We start from the raw sequence: 17681 nt of genomic DNA, 5'->3' as shown, positions 1-17681 counted from the left end.
GTCCCGGTTCCTCAGATCTCGTGCATCGCGTCGAAGATGGCCTGGGACTGGATGGTGATGACCAGCTTCTCGGACTCCTCCACCTGCGACATCCGGGTGTTCACGTCGGTCACCGAGAGTGAGTCCGGGAGTTCGACGTGCAGGATCATCGTGAACCAGTCGTCCATGATGGTCTGGGAGACGTTGCGGATGTTGATCTCCAGGTCAGCACATGCGGTCGACACGGCTGCGATGATTCCGGTGTGGTCTCGTCCGGTAACGGTCATGATCGCGATCATGGGACACTATGCTACTTGTCTGGTAGAGAACGGCACCCACCGGGCCGGAATGGCCGTGGTCGGTGGGTGCCGTGGTGCCGAGCGGTGCGTGGGTGTGGTGGTCAGTCCCTGCTGTCCGTGGAGCGGAGGGACTGCTCGACGATGTCGAGTGCCTCGGGGAGCAGTCCGCTCTCGCGGTCCGAGACCAGGTGGGCCATGACCCCCTCCAACACCAGCTCCAGGAGCTGGAGCGTGGTGGCGGTGGAGATGTCGGTGCGCATCCTGCCGGACTGGCGCTGCTCCTCGAGTCGCTCGGTGACTGCCGCGCGGAGGGCGTTCTGGTCCTGCTCCCAGACCTCCCGGAGCTGGTCGTCGTGGCGGATCCTACGGGTGATCTCCACCCGCAGTCCCCACCATTCCGCCAGTTCCGGGTCTTCCAGGAGGTGCCGGATCAGGCCGATCATGCCGCGGTTACCGGCGAGGTCGGTCATCCGGACCATGTCACGGTGGGCCACTTCCCGGAACAGCGTCTCCTTGTTCCGGAAGTGGTGGAAGATCGCCCCACGTGACTTGCCGGTCTCCTTCTCCAGCCGGGAGACCGTGGCGCCGTCGTACCCGTGGGTGACGAAGCAGGTCCTGGCCGAACGCAGGATGTCGGTGCGCCGCTCGGAAAGGTCGGTTTCACTGACCTTAGGCATGGACAGTGCCCCTTTCCGGTACGCGTCCGCCCGCCTCACGGCAACCGCGGGGCGGGCGGGGGATGAACACGGTACTTACTTGTTGTTCATCATGTTGCGCAGGACGTACTGCAGGATGCCACCGTTGCGGTAGTAGTCGGCCTCACCGGGGGTGTCGATACGGGTGACCGCGTCGAACTCGATGGTGGTGCCGTCTTCCTTCGTCGCGGTGACGTGGACGGTGTCCGGGGTGGTGCCTTCGTTCAGGGCCTCGATGCCGGCCAGGTCGAAGGTCTCGGTGCCGTCCAGGCCCAGGGACTTCCAGGACTCGCCCTCCGGGAACTGCAGCGGGATGACGCCCATGCCGACCAGGTTGGAGCGGTGGATGCGCTCGAAGCTCTCGGCGATGACGGCCTTCACACCAAGCAGCAGGGTGCCCTTGGCCGCCCAGTCACGGGACGAACCGGTGCCGTACTCCTTGCCGCCGAGCACGACGAGGGGAGTGCCCTGCTCACGGTAGTTGACGGAGGCGTCGTAGATGAAGGACTGCGGGCCGCCCTCCTGGGTGAAGTCGCGGGTGTAGCCGCCGGAGACACCGTCGAGGAGCTGGTTCTGCAGACGGATGTTGGCGAAGGTTCCGCGGACCATGACCTCGTGGTTTCCACGACGGGCGCCCTGGGAGTTGTAGTCCTTGCGCTCGACACCCTTGGAGTCCAGGTACTGGGCGGCCGGGGTGCCGGGCTTGATGGAGGACGCGGGGGAGATGTGGTCGGTGGTGACCGAGTCGCCCAGCAGCGCCAGGACGCGGGCGCCCTCGACGTCGGCGACCGGGGCCGGGGTGGGCTCCATGCCGTCGAAGTAGGGTGCCTTGCGGATGTAGGAGGAGTTGTCGTCCCATGCGAAGGTCTTGCCCTCCGGCACGGGCAGCGACTGCCAGCGCTCGTCGCCCTTGAAGACGTCGGCGTAGTCCTCGGAGTACAGCTCCTTGGTGATCGAGGACTTGATGACGGACTCGATCTCCTCGGTGGAGGGCCAGATGTCACGCAGGAAGACGTCGTTGCCTTCGCCGTCCTGGCCGAGCGGCTGGGTCTCGAAGTCGAAGTCCATCGTGCCGGCGATGGCGTAGGCGATCACCAGGATCGGGGACGCCAGGTAGTTCATCTTGATGTCGGGGGAGATGCGCCCCTCGAAGTTGCGGTTACCGGACAGCACGGCGGTGGCCGCGAGGTCTGCCTCGTTGATGCCCTCGGAGATCGGCTCCGGCAGCGGGCCGGAGTTGCCGATGCAGGTGGTGCAGCCGTACCCCACGAGGTAGAAGCCCATGGCCTCGAGGTCCTTCCACAGGTCGGCCTTCTCGAAGTAGCCGGTGACGACCTGGGAGCCGGGAGCGATGGAGGTCTTGACCCACGGTGCGGACTTCAGACCCTTCTCCGCGGCCTTGCGGGCCAGCAGGCCGGCGCCGACCATGACGGAGGGGTTCGAGGTGTTGGTGCAGGACGTGATGGAGGCGATGCCGACCATGCCGTGGTCCAGGACCATGTCCTGGCCCTCGTAGTTGACCTTGATCGGGTTGGACGGACGACCCTGGTTGCCGACGGCGGCGGAGGGCAGGTTGCCCTTGGCGTCGGCGGCGGACGCCGGGGTGCCGGAGTGGCCGCCGGGGAAGCCGCCCTCGGCGACGAAGTCCTGCGCGTCCGGGTTACCGGAGTTGCTGTCGGCGTAGTTGTGCAGGTCCTTGCGGAACTGTGCCTTGGAGTCGGCGAGCTCGATGCGGTCCTGGGGACGCTTCGGGCCGGCGATGGACGGGACCACGGTGGAGAGGTCGAGCTCGAGGTACTCGGAGTAGACGGCGTCGTTCTCCGGGTCGAGCCACATGCCCTGTTCCTTGGCGTAGGCCTCGACGCGGTCCAGGGTCTCCTGGTCGCGGCCGGTCAGTGCCAGGTAGTCGATGGTCTCCTGGTCGATCGGGAACATCGCGGCGGTGGAGCCGAACTCCGGGGACATGTTGCCGATGGTGGCGCGGTTGGCCAGCGGCAGTTCGGCGACACCCTTGCCGTAGAACTCCACGAACTTCCCGACCACGCCGTGCTGACGGAGCATGTCGGTGATGGTCAGCACCACGTCGGTGGCGGTGACGCCCACGGGGATCTCACCGGAGAGCTTGAAGCCGACGACGCGGGGGATCAGCATGGAGATCGGCTGGCCGAGCATCGCTGCCTCGGCCTCGATGCCGCCGACACCCCAGCCCAGGATGCCCAGGCCGTTTTCCATCGTGGTGTGGGAGTCGGTGCCGACACAGGTGTCGGGGTAGGCCAGGCCGTCCTTGTCGAAGACGGAGCGCGCCAGGTACTCGATGTTGACCTGGTGGACGATGCCGGTTCCGGGCGGGACGACGCGGAAGTTGTCGAAGGCGCCGGTGGCCCAACGCAGGAGCTTGTAGCGCTCCTCGTTGCGCTGGTACTCGATCTCCACGTTGCGCTCGAGGGCGTTCTCGTCACCGAACGCCTCGATGATGACGGAGTGGTCGATGACCATCTCGGCCGGGTTCAGCGGGTTGACCTGGTCGGCGTCGCCGCCGAGGGCGACCACCGCGTCGCGGATCGTCGCCAGGTCGACCACGCAGGCGACACCGGTGAAGTCCTGCATGATCACGCGGGCCGGGGTGAACTGGATCTCGATGCTCGGGTCAGCGGAGGGGTCCCAGTTGGCGATGGCCTCGATGTGCTCGCGAGTGACGTTCGCACCGTCCTCGTTGCGCAGGAGGTTCTCTCCGAGGACCTTCAGCGAGTAGGGCAGCTTCTCCATGCCCGGGACCGCACTGAGGCGGTACATCGTGTAGGACCGGTCACCGACCTCGAGAGTCCCCTCTGCTCCAAAGGAATTCTTGCTTTCAGTCACGACAGTGCTCCTGAATCTCTTCTCGTTATCGTCGTCAGTTGTGTGACGTTCGTCTGACGTCATCCCGCCGCGTGGACCTGTGGACCTCGTCTGGACCGTGTCCCGGCACCGGGAAGACTGGCGCCGACGCGGACTGCCACCATTGTGTCAGCAGTCGTCGCGGATTCCGTCGGAACCACTATAACAGTACGAACGTAATGCTTCATAACCGCAGGACGGCGCGATTCCGACCGTCCCCGCTCCGCGTGTCGACACCCCCGGACACCCCGCCCGGATGCTAGAAATCTATACAGCGAGATAACAACTACCGGCCCCGCCAGGAAATGAGTGACCCGTGGACTTCGAGAATGTCGACCTTCAGGCGGTCCTCGACGACATCGCCGAATCCGGGTTCTCCACCTCACAGACGGACGGGGACCTCAGCCCGGCCGACATCGCCGGGTACCGGGACCTCGCCGACCGGGGCGTCGACGTGGTCATCCTGGACGGCACCTCCGCCGAGGGGACCGGCCTACGTAACCTCGCCCAGACAGTGAAGGACTCGACCCCGCCGGACGGCTCCGAGGGGGCTCAGACCGTGATCGTGCGGGCACCGCACAACACCCAGGTAGTCAGCGACTCCATGTCCCGGTTCCAGATCGAGTCGAACCAGGGCATGCTGCACGGCTCGACCGCGCCCCAGGACGTCGTCGACTTCCTGTCCGAGGCGGAGTCCGCCGAACCGGACTTCACCGCCCTTGTCATCGTCGTCTTCGCCGGCATCCTGGTCACCGTGGCCGTCGCCGCCGCACTCGCCCGGCTCAGCTACCGCCGCTGACCGACCTCGGCAGCACTGAACCCAGACATCTCCGACTGACGCCAGCACGCCAGCACCACGGGCGGTGAACCACACCGACCCAGTAGTCAAGGGCGTCAGCTTGTCGATGCTCAAGTCAAGGTTCAGACTTTGAGTTGACCGCCGTGCATTGTCGCAACAGGACACGCCGAGAGCACCATCAATGTGACGAAGATCACATTTTAGGAGCGAACCCTCTCCCGTGCAGGTCAAGGCATTCAGCGTGACACATGTTCTTCGTGATTCTTATGTGATTAGTGGGGTTCGGGTTTCGCATGTGTCGCGAGTGTCTTACGGTTCAGTTGTCGTCATTTGGTAACGATCCGATATCGGAACGAGACCTGTTCGTGACATTTCCGGCGGTGAACAACCGGCCCTCCGGAACCTGGCCCTCGGGCCCTGGACCACCTCGCGGGGAAGCGCGGTGGACAGGCGGCCGTACCAGGACACTGTCAAGGACGACGGCCTGACCTAGATGACCCGGTATGCCACCCCCAAGGAGAGACTCACTGTGGCACTTCGACTGAACGCCCGCGGCACAGCCCGCAGGTCGACCGTCCGGTCCACTCGGGCACTGCTGTCTTTCGCGGTGGCCGCAGGACTCACCGTTCCCGCGGCGACCGCCGTCGCAGCACCCTCCGACACCTCCTCGAGCACCTCCGACCAGTCCCCAGAGGCATACCTCGCCGAACTCGTCGGCACTGTCTCGAAGACCGAAGGCGAAGTCTCCTCCCTGGAACTTGAGCTCGGCGGACTGCGCGAGTCGGTGAACAAGGCCCGCGTCGACGTCGACCGGAGCCAGCGTGCCGCCCAGGAAGCCCAGGACAAGGTCGCTGACGCCCGTAAACGTCTCGACGGCACGGACTCCGACGTGCAGGACGCGCAGGCCACTCTCGACGAGCTCGCCCGCTCCGCCTACACCCGCGGCGGGGACTCCGCCCCCGTCGTCCTCGCATCGGGGTCCGACGCGACGGGTGACACCATCGACCGCGCCACGTACATGCGGCTCGCCGCCGAGAAGAAGCAGGCGGACATCGACCGCCTGGACCTCGCCCGCACACAGGCCGCGAACGAGGAGTCGTCCCTGCGCGAGTCCCGTGACAAGGCCGACAAGTTCGTCGAGAACGCCCTCGAGGCGCACCGCGCCGCGGAGCAGGCATTCACCGACGCCACGTCGTCCATCGCCGCGAAGGCGGATGAGCTCAACCGGGTCAAGAAGTCCCTCGCCGAGGCGAAGCAGCGTTTGGCGGCCGCCAAGAAGGCAGTGGACAAGGTGTCTGCGAACGCAGGTGCAAGCTCCTTCGACAAACGCCGCGCGGCCGAGGCTGCCGCCGAGCGTGTCGACGCTGCGCCGGCCGCTGTGGACACCAAGGACGAGGAGGTCGGACCCGAGGTGCCCGCTCCGGTGGAGGGCACGGAGGACCCTGCCCTCCCGGAGGACCCGGGTTCCGCAGAGGCTGGGGCCGGAGGTGACGGAAGCGCCGAAGGGTCCGGGAGCTCCGGAGAGGCCGACGAGCTCGTCGACGACCCCGCCGCCGACGTCCCCGAGATCGACGCGATCCCGGGCAGCTTCGAGGGAAGCTCGGAGGGTGACGAACGCCGCCAGGCTGCCATCGACGGGCTCGTCAACGCCGCCGGCCAGGCTGCGTTCGCCGGGATCAACTCGCACCTGCAGGGCAATCCGGACGGAGCGTTCGAGGCCGCGGCGAACGCGGGCCGGGACGCTGCCGCGGAGTCCTACGCCAATCTCCCGCAGGGACAGGAGGGTACGGAAGGTCAGGAAGGTACCGGACTTCCGGACGGCATCGGCGGCCCCGAGGAGATCGACCCGGGCCTGCCGCCGTCGAACCCCGGTGAGGGGCAGCCGCCGAGCGAGCCCGACGCGTCCGGCACCCGCGAGGAGCAGATTGAACGGGTCATCGACCGTGGTATGGGCCAGCTGGGCGTGACCTACGCCTGGGGTGGCGGCAACCAGGACGGTCCCACCCTCGGTGTGCGTGACGGCGGGGTCGCGGACTCCCACGGCGACTACTCGAAGGTCGGCTTCGACTGCTCGGGGCTGATGGTCTACTCCTTCGCCGCCGTCGGCATCCAGCTGGAGAAGTACTCCGGTTACCAGTACACCTCCGGCACGCAGGTCCCCGTCGGCGAGGCACAGCGCGGCGACATGCTCTTCTGGGGTGCGGGCGGAAGCTCGCACGTGGCGCTCTACCTCGGGGACGGCACGATGCTCGAGGCCCCGCAGTCCGGCGACGTCGTCAAGGTGTCCCCGGTTCGGTGGGACGGTATCGAGCCCATGGCCGTGCGCATGATCGAGTAGACCGGGGGACCGGTCGGGGAGTCACCGCAGGAGTTCACGCATGGCGTGGTCGACTGCGGTGATTCTCGCTGTCCGGACCGCCCCCGCCAGCGGCAGTAGGTGGGGGTCCAGCGCCGCGCCATGGTCCATCGAGCGGGTGACCTCGATGACCGAGGCGACGACATCGGCCCGTGCCATGAGCTTCTCGGCACGCGGGGACACCCCGGCAGGTAGCCCGGGCAGTCCGAAGAAGTCCGTCAGGGCACCTACCGCGAGACGGGGTGAGTGGTGCCTGACCGGCATCGCCCCGGACTGTTCGACCAGTGAGGCCGCGGCGTCGGTCGCCTCCCGGAGCCGGGCGTCTGCCTCCCCGGGACCGTAGAACTCCCCGGCACGCACGCGTCCCTCACAGCGGTACCAGACCCACTGCACCAGCGAGGTGTCCACGATCCGGGGTACCACGACATGGGTGACCAGCGGGTCCTCGTCCGCGACAGCGATCCCCGCACCCGTCTCGGAGACCGCCCGCGCGCCGCGTGAACCCGCAGGCAGGGCGGGCGGGTCACCGGGGCCGGCGAGCACCAGGCTGACCAGCGGGCGGGAGGACAGCTCGACCGGCAGGTCCCGGGTAACCTCGCGCACGGCGTGCAGCAGGTCGACGAGCCCGGTGGGGCGGTCGGCGAACCGCCCGTCGAAGGGGTCGTCTCCGGCGGGGTCGACGAGCAGCGTGTGGGCGGGGCCCTGGACGTCCTGGAAGGCGTCGATGACGTCATCGGCGGAGACCAGTCCGTGGAGCCACCACCCCAGCCATACTGTGGTGTTCTGCACCGGGGACCACAGTTGCTCACGCAGCGGGGTCCCTTTCATCGTGCCGGTGTCACCGGCGGGGTTTCTGGACGACATTGCTCCTAGCCTAGAGTCGGTGTCCATGAGCTTCAACGACAGGTACGGCCGTGACATCCTCGGAGGGGACGGATCCTCCCGGTCGCCGCACGCCCCCAGCCCAGCCCGTCGTCCCGACGTGCCCGAGGTCCCCGCGGCCCCGGGGACCGTCGTGGAGGTCGCCGACGGCGGCTGGGTCGGCGCGGTGACGGGTTTCGAGAGGACCTACGACGGCGACTTCGTTCGGCTGGAGGACCGGCACGGCCGCGACCGGCTGTTCAAGATGCGTCCCGGGGGGTTCCTCATCGACGGTCGCCCGGTGACGTTGACCCGCTACGTGGCTCCGTCGGAGTCGCCGCGGCAGCAGCGGTCCAACTCCGGTTCCCGACGGGTCCAGGATGTCCGCGCGAAGGTCGCCGCCCCCTCCCGCATCTGGGTCGAGGGCCTCCACGACGCCGCGATCGTCGAGCAGGTCTGGGGGCATGACCTGCGCGTCGAAGGCGTGGTGGTCGAGTTCATCGAGGGACTCGACAACCTCCCCGCCATGCTGGAGGAGTTCCGTCCGGGGCCGGGCCGCCGGGTCGGTGTGCTCGCCGACCACCTGGTGGAGGGGTCCAAGGAGAGCCGCCTCACCCGGAACCTCGGCCCGGACGTCATGGTCACCGGGCACCCGTACATCGACATCTGGGAGGCGGTGAAACCGGCCACCGTGGGAATCAGGGAGTGGCCGGAGGTCCCTTACGGGGAGGACTGGAAGACCGGGGTCTGCCGACGGCTGGGGTGGGGGACACCGACCGACGGCTGGCGCCACGTCTACTCGAGGGTGAAGACCTTCCGGGACCTGGACGCCACCCTGATCGGCGCGGTCGAGCGGCTCGTCGATTTCGTCACAGAACCCCAGTTGCCGTGAACTGATAGTCTGCGGCCATGGGCCCGGTCATCTGGTTTATCGCAGCAGCCGTCCTCGCGGTCGGCGAATTCCTCGTCATGGACTTCACGCTGCTGATGCTCGCGGTCGCCGCCCTCACCACGGCCGGGGTCTCGTTGTCCGGTATCCCGGCCTGGGCCGAGGTAGGGGTGTTCGGTGTGTCGTCCGCGGCATCCCTGCTGCTGTTGCGCCCGGTACTGCGCCGCCGTTATCTCGCGCAGGGGGAGGTCCGCGAGTTCACCCCCAGGGAACTCGAGGGCCAACCGGCCGAGGTGCTCAGTGCGGTCACCGCCGACGACTCCTCCGGTCAGGTCAGGATCGCCGGCGACATCTGGTCGGCCCGGGCGGCACACCCCGGTACATCATTCGCTGAGGGGGACCGTGTGCAGGTCGTCTCCATCGACGGCACCACGGCTGTGGTGTGGAAGGGAGTGTGAACCGTGAACGCGCTGAGTATCCTGCTCGTCGTCCTCGTCGTCCTCGTGGTCGTCGCACTGTTCAAGTCCGTGGCTCTGATACCCCAGGGTGAGGCCGCGGTCATTGAGCGTCTGGGCCGCTACACCAGGACGGTGTCCGGTGGTCTGACCATCCTGGTCCCGTTCATCGACCGGGTCAGGGACCGGGTGGACACCCGTGAACAGGTGGTGTCCTTTCCTCCGCAGGCGGTGATCACCCAGGACAACCTGACCGTCGCCATCGACATCGTGGTGACGTTCCAGATCAACGACGCCGCCCGCGCCATCTACGGCGTCAACGACTACATCATCGGTGTGGAGCAGATCTCGGTCGCCACCCTGCGCGACGTGGTCGGCGGGATGACGCTCGAGGAGACACTGACCTCGCGCGACGTCATCAACCGCCGACTGCGTGGTGAGCTCGACGCAGCCACCACCCGGTGGGGGCTGCGGATCAGCCGGGTGGAGCTCAAGGCCATCGACCCGCCGCCCTCGATCCAGCAGTCGATGGAGATGCAGATGAAGGCCGACCGCGAGAAGCGGGCGATGATCCTCACCGCCGAGGGCCAGCGCGAGTCCGACATCAAGACCGCCGAGGGCAAGAAGCAGGCACGTATCCTCGGGGCCGAGGGTGACAAGCACGCCCAGATCCTCTCCGCGGAGGCGGAGCGCCAGGCCCGCATGCTTCTCGCCGAAGGTGAGCGGGCGGCGAAGTACCTCGAGGCGCAGGGGCAGGCGAAAGCCATCCAGAAGGTCACGGCGGCCATCAAGTCCTCTCAGGTGACCCCCGAGGTCCTGTCCTACCAGTACCTCGAGAAACTCCCCGAGATGGCGCAGGGCGACGCCAACAAGGTGTGGATGCTGCCGATGCAGTTCGGCGATTCCCTGGAGCAGTTCGCCAAGGCCTTCGCGAACAAGGACGAGGACGGCACCTTCCGGTATGAGCCGGGTCCGGTGGACGAGTCGTTGCGGGACCTCGCCAACGAGACCACCTCGGAGGACTGGTTCAGCACCGAGTCCGCCCCGGAGATCGCCAAGGCCGTGGCCGAGGCGAACGCGGTGGCCAACCGTTCGGTCGACGACCGGGAGGCGACGCCACCGGCGACCGGCACGTCCGGCACCGGCACGGGCGCCGAGACCGGCCCGGTCACTCGGGACGGAGAGTCTCCGTCCTGGCCAGCATATGGACGGCAAGGAGCCAACCCGCCTGCTCAGCCTGCCACCCCGCAGCAGCCAGACGCTGAGACATAGCCTGTTTCGAGATCCCCACCTTCTCCGCCGCCTCGCTCTGGAGGTAGCCCTGCCGCACCAGTGCCGTCGCCTCCCGCCCTTCGGCGGTGCGGCGGCTCAGCACTTGGGAGACCAGGGTGAACGCTGCGGCGATGTCCCCGGCGATGTCCGCCCCGAGTCCGGAGGCCTGGACACCGCCGGGACCGGGGAGTTCGACCCGTGCCCGGATCACCCCGGGGCGACGCGCCCCCTGGACCGCCCGACCGGCGGCGGCGACGAGGTGCTCGCGCAGCGCCGCGTCGCCCGTCACGTCACCGTCCCCGTCTCCGAACCCGTCGTTGAGGACCGCACCGATGCCGATGGCGAAGTCACCGGCCTGGATGAGGTTCATCACCACTCCCGCCGCACTGTCCGCGTCATCGGCGAGGACCACGAAGTCCTCGGGCCCCTGGACCCGGACGTCGACGACGTCGGGCGCGTTTCCCAGGGCGTCGGCGACCTGGCGGACGTAGTCGGCCCGTCGCAGTGAAGTGCCTCGGTAGGTGGCGTGGACGGAGTACATGCCTACCACCCTACAGTCTCCGTCTACGGTGAGGGCTTGACCACCGGTGGTTCGGTGGCCAGCCGCGCCCGGATCCTCCTCCATTCGCCCGCGGTCAGCACCACCCCCGTCGCCGCGAGCAGCACGCTGACCGCGAGGAACCAGGGTTCACCGCCGTTGGCCAGGACGTCAGAGGACGCCACGACCGCGACGGTGAGCGGCGCTGATCCGGCGACGGTGGCCAGGACGCAGGGGAGAAGCGGCACCCTGCTCAGCCCGCAGGCGTAGTTCAGAAGACTGAAGGGGACCAGGGGGATCATCCGGAGCCCCAGGACCGCGACCCAGCCACGCTCCTCCAGGGCCGTCTGCAGAACCCGGAAACGGGGGACCCGTTCGGCCCGGCGTACCGCCGGCCCGCCGATCCACCGGACGAGCACGAGCGCCAGTGTCACCGACACCGCCATCCCGCCCAGCGCCAGGAGGCTGCCCACGACTGGGCCGAAGAGCACCCCGGCGGCCACGGTCCAGATGGTGCGGGGCACCGGCAGTTGGGTGGCCGTGACCATGAGGACAAGGAAGGTGGCCCAGGCGACCGCCCCGCTGCCACGGACGCTGGCCCGGATCGTGTCCAGGTCTGGAGTGGGGAGCATGACCGTGGCCACGACGACACCGACGGCGAGGACACCGAGCCCGAGGAGCGACGCCCTGTGGTCCCTGTCCATGCCGTGCCGTCCTGTCTCTGCGGGGTTGTCGTGGAACGACAAAAGAGACCCACCGTAGTGGGTCTCTCCTGTGGTGTCCGGAGGGGGACTTGAACCCCCACGTCCGTTAATAGGACACTAGCACCTCAAGCTAGCGCGTCTGCCATTCCGCCACCCGGACATGGATGCGGACGCCGAACACGGTTCCGGTTGAAGATCAACCCTGTGTCCGTCGCACTCCGGTAACTATAACCAGTCGCCGCGACGGTGACAAATCATCCCGCGCGGCCGCACAGAACCACAGGTCAACCACCCGAAGGCCCGCTCCGGCAGCCGTGCGCCGGTCCGACCGTCCGCCCCGTCGGCCACCTGCATATATGAACAGAATCAGTTTCTGCGGAGCACGTGACCGTGCGGCATACTGGGGGCCATGAGCGACTCACCCCGACACCACCGACCCACGTACATCGACGACCGCTTCCCGGCGGCCGACCCCTACGCCCCGCTGACTGACCTCCCGCCCCTCACCGTCACGAGTGCGGACTTCAGTGACGGCGACCGGCTGCCCACCGCCCAGCTCGGCGGCAACGACGTCTCCCCGCAGCTGTCCTGGTCCGGGGTCCCCGAGGGCACGGAGTCCTTCGCGGTGACCTGCTACGACCCGGACGCGCCGACGACGTCGGGTTACTGGCACTGGGCGGTGTTCAACATCCCTGCATCCGTCACCACGCTGGACGCGGGCATCGGCGACCCGGAGCTCATCGGGCTCCCGGACGGGGCGGTGGCCCTGCGCGGGGATTCGGGCAGCCGTGGGTACTACGGCGCCGAGCCGCCCGCCGGGCACGGCCCGCACCGCTACATCTTCGCCGTCCACGCCGTGCCGACGTTCCTGGAGATCGACGACCGGTCGACGCCGACGATCCTCGGTTTCAACCTGAACTTCACCGCCACCGCCAGGGGACTGCTGTGGGGGTGGGCGGAGAACTGATCCGCCGGGCGGACCTCAGTCCGTCCAGGGCAGTTCGGCGCCCACGGCCGCCGAGAGGTCGGTGAGGCCGTGACGCCGGACCTGTTCCGCCAGCCCCCGGTGGATGTCGCGGATCCAGTCAGGCCCGCCGTAGATGAACCCGGTGTACCCCTGGAGCAGTGTCGCCCCGGCACCGATGCGTTCCCATGCCTGCTCCGCGGTCTCGATGCCCCCGACACCGATGAGGACCAGCCCGTCACCCGCGCGTACGCGGATCCGGCGCAGCACCTCCAGTGAGCGTTCCGCAACCGGGGCGCCGGACACCCCGCCGGCGCCGAGCGCCGCCACGTCCGAGGCGGGGGTACGGAGGTTCTCCCTGCTGACGGTCGTGTTCGTGGCAATGAGACCGGTCAGCCCGAGCTCGCCGGCAAGGTCCGTCACAGCGTCCACGTCCGCGTCGGAGAGGTCCGGCGCGATCTTCACGAAGAGGGGCCGGTCACTGGCCCGACGGACCGCGTCGACGATCGGCCGGAGGCTCTCGACCGCCTGAAGGTCCCGCAGCCCCGGGGTGTTGGGGGAGGAGACGTTGATCACCAGGTAGTCGGCGACCTCGTCGACGGCCCTGGCGGACTCGTAGTAGTCCGAAGGCGCCTGCCCGGCCGGCGTGGTCTTGGTCTTTCCGAGGTTGACCCCCACCGGTTCCGGCTCCACGCGGGTCCGCAGACGCTGGGCCGCGGCCAGGGCACCGTCGTTGTTGAAGCCCATCCGGTTGAGCAGGGCCCGGTCCTCGGGCAGGCGGAACAGGCGAGGGGTGGGATTGCCGGGCTGCCGGACCGCGGTGACGGTGCCGACCTCGGAGTAGCCGAACCCGAGAGGGCCCCAGACATCCACCTCGGTGGCGTTCTTGTCGAAACCGGCGGCCAGGCCCAGTGGCCGTGGGAACCGCACACCGTCCACGGTCTGGGCGAGCACGGGATCGGTGACCACGAAGCTCCGGCGCAGTGCAGCCCGGGCAGGCGCGGACCCCGCCGCCGCGGACAGGGCGCGGGACATCAGTCCGTGGATCCGCTCGGCACGTAGCCGGAACAGCTGCCGGAGGGAGAGGTCGTACACCGATCCCCGGATCTGGCGGAAGCTGGTCATGGGTCAGTCCTTTCTGGGGAGGTCGTCGGAGGGGATGAGCTCGCGGGTGCCGTCGGCGGCCACCAGGAGCAGGTCTCCGCTGCCGTCGTCGATGATGTGTCGCACGTCGGGGGCGGTCGGGACCGCGCCGATCTCGACCGGTGTCCCGGTAGACAGGTCGTAACCGGTCAGGGTGTTGTCACCGGTGGTGGACACCCACATCACCTCACGGTCGGAGTCCCACAGCACCGCCCAGGCACCCTCGCCGGTGGGCACGGACTGGGTGTGCCGGATCACGTCGGTCAGTGTGTAGACCAGCGCCTGGTCGCGCCGTGCGTCGGACGCCACGAGCACCCCGTCCGGACGGGTGCCCGCCGAGACGGTCCCGACTCCCTGGCCGACACGCAGTGCGGCCACCCTGCTCCGGTCGGTGATGTCGATGTCGGTGACGCTCGTCTGCGCCGCGTCGATGAGCGCGGCCCGCCACTGCGGGTCCTTCCCGTCCTCCCCGTCGCTGTTACGGGTGTTCCCGACGAGCTGCATCGCGCTGCCGGAGTCGGTTATGTGCTCCGACCTGGTCTCCTCGCCGTCAGACGAGAACCAGTGGACGTCACTGTCGGAGTCCACCGTCAACGCCACGGAACCGTCGGGGTGCACCACCGCAGCGGTGACCTCACCCGGCGCGTCGACCCGGCGCTGTTCAGCGCCCTCGGCGTCGAGAATGCGCACGGTGGTCCCGCAGCCGAGGACGACGCCGTCCACGGCCCCGCTGACGGTCGTGCAGGAGTCGTCGACGTCGACGGTCTCGGCACTGCCGTCGGCCACGTCCCCGAGTGACCCGATGTGCAGCCGCCCCTGTTCCAGGGCGGCGACCGGGGCGGGGGAGTCCGGGGTGACGTCGTCACCGAGGCCCGCCCGGACGAGACCGAGGAGTTCGTCGCCGTCCTCCAGCGTGCCCGTCGCCTCCCCGGGGGAGCCGGGGGAGCCGGGCGAGTCCTTGGGTTCGGCGGGGACGCCGACCACGACCTCGCCCTCCCCGTCGGGCCCGTCGTCACCGTCGGTTCCGAACATCTGCTCGGCACATCCGGTCAGGGTCAGGGCTGCGACGGCAGGGAGTGCCACGACCGCCGCCATCCTCTTCTTGGGCCGCATCCGGGGCCGGTTCACCTGGCTTCTCACGTCAATCACGCTACTACACCGTGAGCGGCACACCGCCCCCGCCTGACATGAGGGGAGAGGTCGGGGAGGGTACGCTTCTCTGCCATGGAGCTCTCCTCGTATCTCGCCGCAGACGCCGGCGACGCCGTCACCACCACCGACATGGGGTGGTTGCAGACCATCATCCTCTCGATCGTGCAGGGGCTCACCGAGTTCCTCCCCGTCTCGTCGTCGGGCCACATGCGTATCGTCTCCCAGCTCATCTGGGGGGAGGACGCGGGCGCGTCCTTCACCGCCGTCGTCCAGCTCGGTACCGAGCTGGCGGTCCTGGTGTTCTTCGCCAAGGACATCTGGATCATCCTGTCGGCGTGGTTCGCCGGGGTCTTCGACCGCACGAAACGCGACAACCTGAACTACCGGATGGGGTGGATGGTCATCGCCGCGACCATCCCGGTGGGCCTGATCGGGTACCTGGCCAAGGACCTCATCCGTGACAACCTGCGCAACCTCTGGATCACCGCGGTCGTGCTGATCCTGTTCTCCTTCGTCTTCATCTGGGCGGAGAAGGTCGGCACCCACAGGCGCACCTACGAGAAGCTGACCCTGAAGGACGCGCTGATCATGGGGTTCGCCCAGTGCCTCGCCCTGATCCCCGGGGTGTCCCGCTCCGGGGCGACGGTGTCCGCGGGCCTCTTCCTCAACCTCGACCGTGAGGTCGCGACGCGCTTCTCCTTCCTGCTGGCCATCCCGGCCGTCCTGGCGTCCGGTCTTTTCAGCCTTCCGGACGCCTTCGACCCGGCCGCCGGGCAGGCCGCCAGCGGGCTGCAGCTGGCCGTGGGCACCACGGTCGCCTTCGTGCTGGGCTACATCTCCATCGCCTGGCTGCTGAAGTTCGTGGCCAACCACTCCTTCGCCTGGTTCGCCCTGTGGCGGATCCCGGTGGGTGTCGCTGTGCTCATTCTCCTGGCCACCGGCACCATCAACGCCTGACGGACGGACCGGTGGACGCCGGCCGCCTGTCCGGTGACTAGAATCAGGCCCCATGCGTTCATGGTCCGCCCCCGACGTCCCCGCCCTGCCGGGTGACGGTGTTCCCCTCACACTCCACGACACGGCCGCCGACCGCGTCCTCCCGGTCGACACCGGTCTGCGTACCGACGCAGGGGAGGTGGGTGTCTACGTCTGCGGCATCACCCCGTACGACTCGACCCACCTCGGTCACGCCGCCACCTACGTCACCTTCGACCTGGTGGTCCGTCAGCTGCTCGACAACGGGCACGGTGTGCACTACGTGCAGAACATCACCGACGTCGACGACCCGCTGTTCGAGCGTGCCGAGCGCGACGGGGTGGACTGGCGCGAGTTGGGGACCGGGCAGATCGACCTCTTCCGTTCCGACATGGAGGCCCTCTCCGTCCTCCCGCCGCGCGATTACATCGGGGCGATGGAGTCCGTCGACGAGGTCATCGACATGGTCGACCGTCTGCTGTCGGTGGGCGCGGCCTACCGGATGGACGACGAGTTCCCGGACATCTACGTCGACTACACCTTCACCCCCCAGTTCGGCTACGAGTCCCGCTACGACCGGGAGACGATGGGGCGGTTCTTCGCCGAACGCGGAGGCGACCCGGAACGTCCGGGGAAGCGCCACCCGATGGACGCCCTGGTGTGGCGTGCCCACCGGGACGGCGAACCGGCGTGGGAGTCACCCTTCGGCCCCGGACGTCCGGGCTGGCACGTCGAGTGTTCGGCGATCGCCACCAACCGTCTGGGCGCGTCGTTCGCGGTCCAGGGCGGTGGAAGCGACCTGCGGTTCCCGCACCACGAGTTCTCCGCCGCCCACGCCGAGGCAGCCCACGGCGTCGAGCGGATGGCGGGGCACTACGTGCACACCGGGATGATCGGCCTGGACGGCACGAAGATGAGCAAGTCCCTGGGCAACCTGGTGTTCGTCTCCCGGCTGACCGCCGAGGGGCACGACCCCTCCGCGGTGCGGCTGGGACTGTACGAGGAGCACTACCGCCGCGACCGCGACTGGTCGGCGGAGGTCCTCGAGCGCGCGGAGACGCGGCTGGGCAGGTGGCGTGAGGCGGCGTCACTGGCCGAGCGGCGTCCTGCGTCGGAGGTCAAGGCACTGGTGCGTGGTGTCCGGTCGGCACTGGCCGACGACCTGGACACCCCCACCGTGCTGGATCTGGTCGACACCTGGAGCAGGGAGGTCTCAGCCGGTGACGGCACCGCGCGCACCGGCTCCACCGAACCTGCCGGTTCTGCCGGTTCTGCCGGGGCCACCGTACGAACGATGTGCTCCTCCCTGCTGGGGGTGGCCCTGTGAGCTCCGCCGACGACAACTCCTTCGCCGCGGCCACCGACGCCGCACGCCACGAGTTCATCGGCAATCTGAACGCCATGGCCACGGGCAGCTACCTGCGTGACGAGGACCGTGAGTTCTGGGAGGCGCCGTACCCCACGACCGCGGTGGACGAGGCGGCCGAGATCCTGCACCGGCTGATCTCCGGGGTCCGTGCGGACCCGTCCGGGGAGGTCGTCCTCCAGGTGATCTCCGCCCACGACGCCCTGCGGGCGTTGAGCGACCGCCACGGCGGCGCCGTCTACGAGGACGAGGAGGTCACCGACTTCCGGGCCCTGGTCACGGTGCTGTGCGAGGAGGTCGGGGCGGACGCGCGGCAGGTGCTCGACGACCTCGACCGCATCATCGAGCAGGAGTAGG

17 protein-coding genes and 1 tRNA gene are annotated in these 17681 nt (G+C 68.4%); 9 read left to right on the top strand and 9 right to left on the bottom strand.

The features are described from left to right. Positions 1-11 precede the first annotated feature (11 nt). The 3 genes from Q0A34_RS11470 to Q0A34_RS11460 form a co-directional block, all read right to left on the bottom strand. Positions 12-278 carry an ACT domain-containing protein gene (locus Q0A34_RS11470; protein WP_291480120.1) on the bottom strand — a complete coding sequence of 89 codons (267 nt, stop codon included), beginning with the start codon at positions 276-278 and terminating at the stop codon, positions 12-14. Between the two features lie 101 nt (positions 279-379). Beyond that, positions 380-955 (bottom strand): TetR/AcrR family transcriptional regulator, encoded by a 576-nt coding sequence (locus tag Q0A34_RS11465; RefSeq protein WP_291480119.1) that lies wholly within the window; start codon positions 953-955, stop codon positions 380-382. Between the two features lie 75 nt (positions 956-1030). After that, positions 1031-3832, bottom strand: coding sequence for an aconitate hydratase (locus Q0A34_RS11460; RefSeq protein WP_291480118.1), 2802 nt, complete (start codon positions 3830-3832; stop codon positions 1031-1033). A gap of 334 nt (positions 3833-4166) precedes the next feature. Here Q0A34_RS11460 and Q0A34_RS11455 point away from each other — a divergent pair, with 334 nt between their 5' ends. Further along, the gene (locus tag Q0A34_RS11455; RefSeq protein WP_291480117.1) at positions 4167-4649 is read left to right on the top strand and encodes a DUF6676 family protein; all 483 of its coding nucleotides are present in this window, start codon (positions 4167-4169) and stop codon (positions 4647-4649) included. A 529-nt stretch (positions 4650-5178) separates the two neighbouring features. After that, positions 5179-6987, top strand: coding sequence for a DIP1281 family NlpC/P60 protein (locus tag Q0A34_RS11450; RefSeq protein WP_291480116.1), 1809 nt, complete (start codon positions 5179-5181; stop codon positions 6985-6987). A gap of 21 nt (positions 6988-7008) precedes the next feature. On the opposite strand, the gene Q0A34_RS11445 is transcribed toward Q0A34_RS11450, so the two are convergent. After that, a complete protein-coding gene (locus Q0A34_RS11445; protein WP_291480115.1) occupies positions 7009-7869 on the bottom strand; it encodes a hypothetical protein in 861 nt (286 codons plus the stop codon). A 25-nt stretch (positions 7870-7894) separates the two neighbouring features. Between Q0A34_RS11445 and Q0A34_RS11440 the strand changes: the two genes are divergently transcribed. From Q0A34_RS11440 to Q0A34_RS11430, 3 genes are read left to right on the top strand one after another with little or no spacing between them, the layout of a single operon-like run. Continuing rightward, positions 7895-8758, top strand: coding sequence for a DUF3097 domain-containing protein (locus Q0A34_RS11440; RefSeq protein WP_291480114.1), 864 nt, complete (start codon positions 7895-7897; stop codon positions 8756-8758). A gap of 17 nt (positions 8759-8775) precedes the next feature. After that, positions 8776-9213: an NfeD family protein gene (locus Q0A34_RS11435; protein WP_291480113.1), complete on the top strand. Its 438-nt coding sequence runs from the start codon at positions 8776-8778 to the stop codon at positions 9211-9213. Between the two features lie 3 nt (positions 9214-9216). Next, the gene (locus Q0A34_RS11430) at positions 9217-10482 is read left to right on the top strand and encodes an SPFH domain-containing protein (protein ID WP_291480112.1); all 1266 of its coding nucleotides are present in this window, start codon (positions 9217-9219) and stop codon (positions 10480-10482) included. Here the strand turns inward: Q0A34_RS11430 and Q0A34_RS11425 are convergent. From Q0A34_RS11425 to Q0A34_RS11415, 3 genes are all read right to left on the bottom strand, one after another. Then, positions 10379-11023, bottom strand: coding sequence for a DNA-binding protein (locus Q0A34_RS11425; RefSeq protein ID WP_291480111.1), 645 nt, complete (start codon positions 11021-11023; stop codon positions 10379-10381). The genes Q0A34_RS11430 and Q0A34_RS11425 overlap by 104 nt on opposite strands. 23 nt (positions 11024-11046) lie before the next feature. Then, the gene (locus Q0A34_RS11420; protein ID WP_291480110.1) at positions 11047-11724 is read right to left on the bottom strand and encodes a TVP38/TMEM64 family protein; all 678 of its coding nucleotides are present in this window, start codon (positions 11722-11724) and stop codon (positions 11047-11049) included. A 71-nt stretch (positions 11725-11795) separates the two neighbouring features. Next, positions 11796-11884 (bottom strand) — tRNA-Leu (locus Q0A34_RS11415). Between the two features lie 249 nt (positions 11885-12133). Between Q0A34_RS11415 and Q0A34_RS11410 the strand changes: the two genes are divergently transcribed. Next, positions 12134-12691, top strand: a complete 558-nt coding sequence (locus Q0A34_RS11410; RefSeq protein WP_291480109.1) for a YbhB/YbcL family Raf kinase inhibitor-like protein — start codon at positions 12134-12136, stop codon at positions 12689-12691. 15 nt (positions 12692-12706) lie between these two features. On the opposite strand, the gene Q0A34_RS11405 is transcribed toward Q0A34_RS11410, so the two are convergent. Together Q0A34_RS11405 and Q0A34_RS11400 are read right to left on the bottom strand one after the other, a co-directional pair. Continuing rightward, entirely contained in the window at positions 12707-13813 is a 1107-nt protein-coding gene (locus tag Q0A34_RS11405) for a quinone-dependent dihydroorotate dehydrogenase (protein WP_291480108.1), read from the bottom strand. Positions 13814-13816: 3 nt separating this feature from the next. Then, the gene (locus Q0A34_RS11400) at positions 13817-14971 is read right to left on the bottom strand and encodes a hypothetical protein (RefSeq protein ID WP_291480107.1); all 1155 of its coding nucleotides are present in this window, start codon (positions 14969-14971) and stop codon (positions 13817-13819) included. 141 nt (positions 14972-15112) lie between these two features. Between Q0A34_RS11400 and Q0A34_RS11395 the strand changes: the two genes are divergently transcribed. From Q0A34_RS11395 to Q0A34_RS11385, 3 genes are read left to right on the top strand one after another with little or no spacing between them, the layout of a single operon-like run. Beyond that, positions 15113-15940 (top strand): undecaprenyl-diphosphate phosphatase, encoded by an 828-nt coding sequence (locus tag Q0A34_RS11395; protein WP_291480176.1) that lies wholly within the window; start codon positions 15113-15115, stop codon positions 15938-15940. A 52-nt stretch (positions 15941-15992) separates the two neighbouring features. Then, positions 15993-17285 carry a cysteine--1-D-myo-inosityl 2-amino-2-deoxy-alpha-D-glucopyranoside ligase gene (mshC, locus tag Q0A34_RS11390; protein WP_291480106.1) on the top strand — a complete coding sequence of 431 codons (1293 nt, stop codon included), beginning with the start codon at positions 15993-15995 and terminating at the stop codon, positions 17283-17285. Beyond that, complete coding sequence (locus Q0A34_RS11385; RefSeq protein WP_291480105.1) at positions 17282-17680, top strand: hypothetical protein; 399 nt, start codon at positions 17282-17284, stop codon at positions 17678-17680. Before mshC ends, Q0A34_RS11385 begins: the two co-directional genes overlap by 4 nt. The last annotated feature ends 1 nt before the right edge of the window (position 17681 follow it).

The organism is Corynebacterium sp., from assembly GCF_022712195.1.
GTDB lineage: Bacteria > Actinomycetota > Actinomycetes > Mycobacteriales > Mycobacteriaceae > Corynebacterium.
Note: the sequence above shows the minus strand (reverse complement) of the source record. Positions and strands in the feature narration are given on the sequence as shown.

Bases quoted from the DNA above. Each gene is read 5' to 3' on its own strand.
- Q0A34_RS11470 (WP_291480120.1), bottom strand. From the start codon at position 278: ATGATCGCGATCATGACCGTTACCGGACGAGACCACACCGGAATCATC.
- Q0A34_RS11465 (WP_291480119.1), bottom strand. From the start codon at position 955: ATGCCTAAGGTCAGTGAAACCGACCTTTCCGAGCGGCGCACCGACATC.
- Q0A34_RS11445 (WP_291480115.1), bottom strand. From the start codon at position 7,869: ATGTCGTCCAGAAACCCCGCCGGTGACACCGGCACGATGAAAGGGACC.
- Q0A34_RS11440 (WP_291480114.1), top strand. From the start codon at position 7,895: ATGAGCTTCAACGACAGGTACGGCCGTGACATCCTCGGAGGGGACGGA.
- Q0A34_RS11435 (WP_291480113.1), top strand. From the start codon at position 8,776: ATGGGCCCGGTCATCTGGTTTATCGCAGCAGCCGTCCTCGCGGTCGGC.
- Q0A34_RS11425 (WP_291480111.1), bottom strand. From the start codon at position 11,023: ATGTACTCCGTCCACGCCACCTACCGAGGCACTTCACTGCGACGGGCC.
- Q0A34_RS11420 (WP_291480110.1), bottom strand. From the start codon at position 11,724: ATGGACAGGGACCACAGGGCGTCGCTCCTCGGGCTCGGTGTCCTCGCC.
- Q0A34_RS11410 (WP_291480109.1), top strand. From the start codon at position 12,134: ATGAGCGACTCACCCCGACACCACCGACCCACGTACATCGACGACCGC.
- Q0A34_RS11405 (WP_291480108.1), bottom strand. From the start codon at position 13,813: ATGACCAGCTTCCGCCAGATCCGGGGATCGGTGTACGACCTCTCCCTC.
- Q0A34_RS11395 (WP_291480176.1), top strand. From the start codon at position 15,113: ATGGGGTGGTTGCAGACCATCATCCTCTCGATCGTGCAGGGGCTCACC.
- mshC (WP_291480106.1), top strand. From the start codon at position 15,993: ATGCGTTCATGGTCCGCCCCCGACGTCCCCGCCCTGCCGGGTGACGGT.